The following is a 7,454-nucleotide window of genomic DNA, read 5'->3' on the forward strand; positions in this document are numbered from 1 at the left end:
GCCCCTGCAGGAGCGGAGGAAGGGTATAGCGTACCCACCCGCCCTGTAGGAACGAGGACGATAACCGCCTTTCCAAGCGGAACTACACGTAAGACCCGAGTCGTCACGACCCGAGGGCTTTACGTTTAGTCGATTTAGGAGTCAGAGCCTTCCGCAGTGCCGGTCGCCTCCGCAACCTTCTGCGCACGAATACGCGGCTCCTTACCCTGCACCTTCACCTCCAGGAACTCGCCCACGTGGCGAATCTCCATAGCGCTCACGCCGTGACCCGCACCGGCGTACAGCACCTTAATGCCGTCGGTGTACTTGCGGATCCAGTCGTAGGTGTAGTTCACCATCTCCTGCGGGATGACGGGGTCTTCCTGGTCACGGCCGAAGAACACCGGTAGTTCGGTCTTCTTCAGCTCCTCGTCCTTGAAGTACGGCGAATCAGAATCTACCGCGTAGCCGGACAGACCCACTACGGCGGCGAACTCGCCGGGGGCGTGGCGCACCATCGACGTTGCGATGCCCATGCCCTGCGAGAAGCCCAGCAGGGTCACCGAAGCGTAGGGTTCACGGTTCGCGCGCACCCATTCCAGCACGTAGTCGCTCGCCTGCTCGATGGCGCGCTGGTCGGATTCGAGCTGCTGGTTCAGCGGGTACCACTGGTAGCCGATAGCGTCTGCGGCAATGTAGGCGCCGGTCGAGTCTGCGGAGAACTGGGTGCCGACCGGCTGCGGTGCACGCATGGAGGCGTAGGTGAAGCCCTCCTGCGGAAGGTGCGCCGCCAGGGACAGCAGGTCGTGCTCCTGGGAGCCGTAGCCGTGCAACATGAGCACCAGGTGAGTGCCGGCGCGTTCATTCTCGGGGCGGGTGTATTCGACGACGTATTTGTTTTCGCTCATGCACCCATCTTAGCGAGGACTCCCCCGCAAATCTGTACCGCAGGTTCCGCCGCTAGCTTGACCCTCACCTAACGTCAGGCTTTAGAGTGAAGCCATGGACGCGAACATAACACCACCTGACGGGCACCATGAATACACCGTAGGAGAAGCAGCATCATTGCATGGGCTCACGGTCCGCACGCTACACCACTGGGAACAGCGGGGCTTACTCAACCCGGCACATGATGAGTTCAACGGGTACCGGTACTACACCGATACAGACCTTGAACGGATCACCGTCATCATGGGGTACCGCGCCATCGGCATGAGCCTTGACGCTATTGGCAACATACTGCAGGATCGGGCGAACAGCACCGAGCATCTGCTCGCCCAGCGGGATATGCTTCAACGCAAAATCGCCGCGTACGGGCGCATGCTTGAAACCATCGAACACCTTTTGGAGGACACCATGGCACCTAAAAATGAGCAGCTCAGCGCTGCCGAAAAAGCAGAGATTATGGGTGAAGGGTTCAGCCTCGCCCACCAGCAGGAAGCGCAGGAGCGTTACGTGAAAACTGACGACTGGGCTGAATACCAGCGCCGCACTGCCTCAATGGACCGTGCCGACTGGCAGAACGGCAAACAGCAGATTGACGAGGTCGAACAGGCCCTCGTCGAGGCGTTCAACCGCGGCGTGCAGCCGGGCAGTGAGGAGGCGAATGCGCTCGCCGAGCGGCACCGCGCCTCCCTGTTCTTCTTTGAGGTCACCCCCGCTAAGCACGCTATTCTAGCCCGCGGTTACGTTGAGGATGCCCGCTTCAAAGCGTACTACGAGAAGCTCGCAACCGGGCTCGCGGAGTGGTTGCGAGACGTCATCTACGAGAATGCTCGTGCACACGGTGTTGACCCGCAGGAGGCTACCTGGGGTTAACCCTTCAGGCTGAAAATACCCAGTAGCTAGGGGTGAGTAGCTGAGTGTGAAAGCTGGGCACAAAAAACGTCCGGTATTCCCCGTGATAAGGGGAATACCGGGCGTTACATGCTGTATCTGCATGAAAACTAGACGGCTATCTAGCGAGTGCCGTCGAGGTGACTGCGGTGCTCCTGGATACGGCGATCCAGGTGCTCGAGGTTCTGTTGCAACCCCACAATCTCGCTTTCAATCTTTCGGCGGGCTCGTTCCATCACTTCAACGGATAGGGCGTGATCGTCTGGATTGCTCAAAATCGTGCGAATGTCGGCAAGACTCATTCCGGCCTGACGGCAGGTAGCAATAAACCGTGCCGAGGAGATGGACTCCTCGTCAAAAACGCGAGTTCCGTGAGCATCACGGGGCACAGCAATGAGCCCCTCTTTTTCGTAATACCGCAGGGCGTGGGTGCTCACCCCCAACTGCTCCGCTACCTCTTGAATACTTACCACAGCTTTAATGCTATGGGGTTAGAGCGGGTCTAAAGCAAACCGAGAACCATTACCTTCCAGTGCAACAGGAGGGTACTTCCGCGGTATCTCGCGGCGGCTTCAAAAACACCTCAAAAACCGAAAAATATTCCCTGACTTGGCACAACACTCTTCATGCGGATGCAAAGAAACGCCGGGTGCTCGCATCCTACGAACACCCGGCATTCTATTGCATAACCCTGAGGGTGAAGGTTAATTCTCGGTGAGCGGAAGAACCTGTGAAGACACTATCTGCCCGCCCGAAAATTACCGACATTTAGGCGGCACCAACAGCATCCAGAGGGCACAATCAAAACCCCGTGGATCAACGCCCCGTGGATGCTCGCGATTCTAGCGAGTCACCGTAGCGTACAAGCGAGTCATCGAATCCAGCGCCTCACGCTCACGCTGCTCCTCACTCTGGGTGACGGATTCATCTTCAACACCGAGAGCACGAGCCAGAATCTTCTCCACCTGCTTCGCCTCAATCAAGAAGCCATCATGGCCGTGGTTCGACTCGATAATGTCCACGGGCACCGGGGTGGGCAGCGCCTCCGCCAGGCGGTGCGACTCATGCGGGAAGAACAGGCGGTCCGTGTTCACCGCCGCAATCGTCCACTCGCAATCGGTGTGCGCCAGCGCCTGCGCCAGGGTGCCGCGGCCACGCGCCACATCATGCGAAATCAGTGCCTCGTTGACTGCCAAGTAGCTGTTCGCGTCAAAGCGCTCAACCAGCTTGGCACCGTGGTGGTCCAGGTAGCTTTCGATGGCGTAGCGGCCACGCGGCTCACCCAGCGAGCCGCCCACGGTGCTTTCGCCACGGTTCTCCTCGCGGCCGAAGCGGTGCTCCAGCTCGGCGGGGCTGCGGTAGGTGGTGTGCGCGATACGGCGTGCCAGGGCAAGACCGTTTACCGGCGCGGGACCGGAATAGTAGTCGCCGCCGGCGAAGTTCGCATCCGAACGAATCGCAATGTTCTGGGTGTGAGCCCACGAAATCTGCTCTGCCGTAGCCGAAGGACCGGAGGCGATCACCGCGCATCCGCGCACCAGCTCAGGGTTGGTTGCCGCCCACTCCAGGGCGCGAGCGCCACCGAGGGAACCACCAATCACGTAGCGGAAGCTGGTCACGCCCAGGGCACGTGCCAGGCGCGCCTCAGCGCGCACAGAGTCGCGGATGCTCACCTGCGGGAAGCGGGAGCCCCAGTGCTCACCGGCGCCCGGGTAGCCTTCGGGAATGATGCTTGCCGGTCCGGTGGAGCCGTAGCAGCCACCCAGGATATTGGGGGCGATCACGAAGTAGCGGTTGGTGTCCACGACCGAGCCGGGGCCAACGATGCCTTCCCACCAGCCGTCCGATTCGATAGCGCGAATCAGCGGGGCGGGCATGTCGGGGGTGGGTACGCCGCGGGAAACATGCGTGTCACCGGTGAGCGCATGCAGGATCAGGATGGCGTTATCGCCAGCCTCGTTGAGAGTACCCCAGGTTTCGTAGCCAATGGTGACCTGCGGCAGGGTCACGCCGGATTCGAGCTCCAGGTCGCCAATGTTCAGCTGACGCAGGTAGCCTTGCGCTTCGGGGTGTTCGCGCTGAGTGCCCGCCACGGGGATGGGTGCGGTGACAGGCTGGTTGATAGTGCCGGGCTGGGCGGTACCAGACTGGCTAGTGCCGGACTGGCTAGTGCTCTGGGGAGTCATGGGGTTCCCTTCACTGGGTTGGCCGGCGAGGTGGTGCCGGGTGTGAGCGGGGTACTCGCCTGCGGGTTGAAGCTGCAGGTTGAATTTGCGGGTTAAGGCGGTGGTGCCGCGCGCTCTTGAAATGCTCCGTAACGGGGAATCCGCAGGTGGACCGAAAAGCCGTAGTCTTTCCGGTCCACCTGCGGGTTGCATCACCGTTTAGGAGAGGGTGTCAAAGCCCAGCTGCAGGTCGGCGAGAATATCATCAATGTTCTCAATACCAACTGCCAGGCGGACGAAGTTCGGGTACACGCCAATCTTCTCCAGCTCCTCAGTGGAAAGCTGAGCGTGGGTGGTGGAGGCGGGGTGAATCACGAGCGAGCGCACGTCACCGATGTTCGCCACGTTGGAGTGCAGCTTCAGTGCGTCCACGAAGTCGCGGGTCTGCTCCAGGGTTGCGCCCTTGAGGGTGAAGCCGAGCACCGCACCGGGGCCCTTGGGCAGGTACTTCTGTGCACGCTCGTACCAGGGGGAGGATTCCACGCCGGCCCAGATGACCTTCTCGACCTGCGGGTTTGCTTCGAGCCAGTGGGCGACCTTGGTGGCGTTCTCAATGTGGCGTTCGATGCGCAGGGAGAGAGTCTCCAGACCGATGCCGATGTTGAAGGCGTTGGTCGGGGAGATAGCGGCGCCGGTGTCGCGCAGCAGGGAGACGCGTGCCTTCAGGATGTAGGAGAGGTTCGCACCGAATGCGGAGTCCTTGCCCAGGTCGCGTGCGTAGACCAGGCCGTGGTAGCCGGGGGCGGGCTGGTTGAACTTGGGGAACTTCTCGGGGTCTGCACCGTAGTCGAAGTTACCGGAGTCAACGATCACGCCGCCGATGGAGGTGCCGTGGCCGCCCAGGTACTTGGTGGCGGAGTGGACGACCACGTCCGCGCCGTGTTCGATGGGGCGCAGCAGGTAGGGGGTGGGTACGGTGTTGTCCAGAATCAGGGGTACGCCGTTTTCGTGCGCAATTGCTGCGATGGGCTCGATGTCGAACACGTCGTTGCGGGGGTTGGGCACGGATTCGCCGTAGAAGAGCTTGGTGTTGGGGCGAACGGCGGCGCGCCATTCGTCCAGGTTATCGGGGTCCTCAACGAAGGTGGTTTCGATGCCGAGGTCGGCGAGGGTGTACTTGAGCAGGTTGTAGGTGCCGCCGTATATGGAGGGGGAGGCAACAATGTGGTCGCCCGCACCGGCAATGTTCAGGATTGCGTAGGTGATAGCTGCCTGACCGGATGCCAGCAGCAGCGCGCCAACGCCACCTTCCAGGGAGGCGATGCGGTTTTCGATTACTTCCTGGGTGGGGTTGGTGAGGCGAGTGTAAATGGGGCCCAGCTCGGCGAGGGCGAAACGGTTCGCTGCCTGCTCCGCGCTTTCAAAGACGAAAGAGGTGGTCTGGTAGATGGGTAGTGCCCGAGCTCCCGTTGCGGCATCCGGCGCCTGACCTGCGTGAATCTGGCGGGTTTCGAACTTCCAACCGGCGGGGTTGGCGGGAGTCGGGACGGTAGTGTTGTTGCTCATGCGTGGCTCTCCTAAGGGGATAGTTAGGGGGCCGCATGCCGAGCGGTACAGGAATCGTCGTCGAATAATCCTGTCACGATTGATGTACCGGTTTCGGTCACATCGGTCCCGCGCTTGCGTCACGCTTTTGCGTGCCGCCTGGTCTTCACCCAGGGCACCCCACCGCGGAGGAGGGTTGCCGGCCAGCTAGCTGGGGCTTATCGCTGGCGCTCTTGACCTGTATTCAGGGTGTCATAGGGCGCGGGGCGGGGTCAAGGATTTTGTGGGTGGACGGCACTTTAAGACGCTTCATTGCAAAGATGACGTTTTTTAACGTCCGTAACAAAACGTTAGTGACGATTCCGGGCCACTCCGAGGGCGAGGCAATCGAGATGCGGAGGCGCCCCCACCACCCATATAGTAACCCTCATCACTTTTAATCGTGCTTTTCGGTACACTGGGACTACGCATACACTCGTGCGGGGCTTCACACACGTCGCCTACCCCTCGCCTACCCTTCCGGCGCAGAAGCCGGAAAACCGACCTCAAAGGTTGTCCATCATGTCTCTCGTTCTCGATGCGGCGCAGCTCAGCCGTGTCTTTGGCAAAGGTGAAAATACTTTTACCGCAGTCGACCGGGTGTCGCTTCGTGTTAGCTCCGGCGAGATCCACGCCCTCCTCGGCCCCAACGGCGCGGGCAAAACAACCACCGTGCAGATGTGCTCAACCCTGCTCACTCCCACCGGCGGTAGCCTCAGCGTGAACGGCGTTGACGCCATCGCCCACCCGCAGCGGGCGCGCCGTCACGTGGGTCTCGCTTTGGGCGGGGATAACGGCTTCTACCCGCGCGCCAGCGCACGCGATAATCTGCTGTTCTTCGCCGATATTGCGGGGGTTTCCGGGCGGGCTCGACGGCACGAGGTGGAGCATGCTCTAGCCCGCGTGGAACTCACCGACGCCGCCACGCGGCCCGTTCAAGAGTTCTCCCGCGGCATGAAGCAGCGCCTACACATTGCCCGCGCTACGCTCGGCTCCCCCGCTCTGCTCCTGCTGGATGAGCCAACGAACGGTCTCGACCCCGATATCGCGCTGACGGTGCGTGCCCTGATCCGTTCCCTCGCAGAAGACGGTGCCGCCATTCTGCTAACGAGCCACCTGCTGGGCGAAATTGAGGATCTGGCGCACACCATCACCGTTTTGGGTGCCGGCTCCGTCGCTGTGAGCGGTAGTCTCGAGGATGTTGCCGCACACGCCGGTATTGCCGCCACGACCGTGGTTCAGGTTGGCGCCAACGCAACCGAGGGTCTTGATACGCTGCGCGGATTCCTCGGTCATCAGGCGGCGGTACTTTTTGCCCCGCGCGGTTCCGGCTGGGAGCTGACTCTCTACTGGCACGGCGAGCGCGCCACCTTCGAGGCGGGCGCGGCGCACCGCATCCTGGCGGAGGGGCTTGCCGCCGCACGCATCGGGGCGCGGACCGAGCCGTACACGCGCCCGGCGACTCTGGAAGAGGCATACCTTGCAATGGCGGAGGGGCTCAAGCGATGAACGCACACGGCACGCACGGCAGTGAATCTGTGAAAGAATCCCGGCAGCAGAGCCAGGAGTACGACCTGTGGCAGGAGTGCGCCCGCCAGTTGCGGCTCATGGGCTTTAGCTTGCGGCAGTTTCTGACGGTCCCCTATTTCATTCAGCTGCTCATCAGTACGGTGCTCGGGTCGGTTATTCTTCAGGCTCTTGCGGTGCACGCGGCGGCGCAGAACTCCGCGGGACACTCCGTTGACCCGACCCTGGCGTGGACTCGCGCCGGTATTGTGGGCATGTGGTCGGTCTGTATCGTGTCGGCGGGCATCATTAATTTTGAGCGTTTCCGCGGGACCCTCGTGTACCTGTGTTCGGGGTCGATTTCTCCGGTGCGGGTGCTGGCGG

General features: G+C 61.6%; 6 protein-coding genes, 2 pseudogenes and 1 riboswitch. Of the genes and pseudogenes, 4 read left to right on the top strand and 4 right to left on the bottom strand.

The genetic code is table 11. From position 1 onward, the window contains the following. Positions 1-134: 134 nt before the first annotated feature. On the bottom strand, positions 135-887 hold the full coding sequence (locus Q0216_RS05710) for an alpha/beta hydrolase (RefSeq protein ID WP_298593658.1): 753 nt from the start codon (positions 885-887) through the stop codon (positions 135-137). 94 nt (positions 888-981) lie between these two features. Between Q0216_RS05710 and Q0216_RS05715 the strand changes: the two are divergent. Then, a pseudogene (locus Q0216_RS05715) lies at positions 982-1,263 on the top strand (MerR family transcriptional regulator); the annotation flags it as partial. A gap of 72 nt (positions 1,264-1,335) precedes the next feature. Next, complete coding sequence (locus Q0216_RS05720) at positions 1,336-1,797, top strand: TipAS antibiotic-recognition domain-containing protein (RefSeq protein ID WP_298593669.1); 462 nt, start codon at positions 1,336-1,338, stop codon at positions 1,795-1,797. Between the two features lie 140 nt (positions 1,798-1,937). Here the strand turns inward: Q0216_RS05720 and Q0216_RS05725 are convergent, their stop codons facing one another. The 3 genes from Q0216_RS05725 to Q0216_RS05735 form a co-directional block, all read right to left on the bottom strand. Then, a complete protein-coding gene (locus Q0216_RS05725) occupies positions 1,938-2,288 on the bottom strand; it encodes a MerR family transcriptional regulator (RefSeq protein ID WP_298593660.1) in 351 nt (116 codons plus the stop codon). A 369-nt stretch (positions 2,289-2,657) separates the two neighbouring features. Then, positions 2,658-4,001: a homoserine O-acetyltransferase gene (locus Q0216_RS05730; protein WP_298593663.1), complete on the bottom strand. Its 1,344-nt coding sequence runs from the start codon at positions 3,999-4,001 to the stop codon at positions 2,658-2,660. Positions 4,002-4,199: 198 nt separating this feature from the next. Beyond that, positions 4,200-5,546 (bottom strand): bifunctional o-acetylhomoserine/o-acetylserine sulfhydrylase, encoded by a 1,347-nt coding sequence (locus tag Q0216_RS05735; protein WP_298593665.1) that lies wholly within the window; start codon positions 5,544-5,546, stop codon positions 4,200-4,202. A 105-nt stretch (positions 5,547-5,651) separates the two neighbouring features. After that, positions 5,652-5,764, bottom strand: a riboswitch (SAM riboswitch). Positions 5,765-6,086: 322 nt separating this feature from the next. Here Q0216_RS05735 and Q0216_RS05740 point away from each other — a divergent pair. After that, the gene (locus tag Q0216_RS05740; protein ID WP_298593667.1) at positions 6,087-7,073 is read left to right on the top strand and encodes an ABC transporter ATP-binding protein; all 987 of its coding nucleotides are present in this window, start codon (positions 6,087-6,089) and stop codon (positions 7,071-7,073) included. Beyond that, positions 7,070-7,454, top strand: a pseudogene (locus tag Q0216_RS05745) (hypothetical protein); the annotation flags it as partial. The gene Q0216_RS05740 and the pseudogene Q0216_RS05745, both read left to right, overlap by 4 nt.

The organism is uncultured Rothia sp. (genome assembly GCF_937976295.1).
GTDB lineage: Bacteria > Actinomycetota > Actinomycetes > Actinomycetales > Micrococcaceae > Rothia.

Bases quoted from the DNA above. Each gene is read 5' to 3' on its own strand.
- Q0216_RS05740 (WP_298593667.1), top strand. From the start codon at position 6,087: ATGTCTCTCGTTCTCGATGCGGCGCAGCTCAGCCGTGTCTTTGGCAAA.
- Q0216_RS05735 (WP_298593665.1), bottom strand. From the start codon at position 5,546: ATGAGCAACAACACTACCGTCCCGACTCCCGCCAACCCCGCCGGTTGG.
- Q0216_RS05720 (WP_298593669.1), top strand. From the start codon at position 1,336: ATGGCACCTAAAAATGAGCAGCTCAGCGCTGCCGAAAAAGCAGAGATT.
- Q0216_RS05710 (WP_298593658.1), bottom strand. From the start codon at position 887: ATGAGCGAAAACAAATACGTCGTCGAATACACCCGCCCCGAGAATGAA.
- Q0216_RS05730 (WP_298593663.1), bottom strand. From the start codon at position 4,001: ATGACTCCCCAGAGCACTAGCCAGTCCGGCACTAGCCAGTCTGGTACC.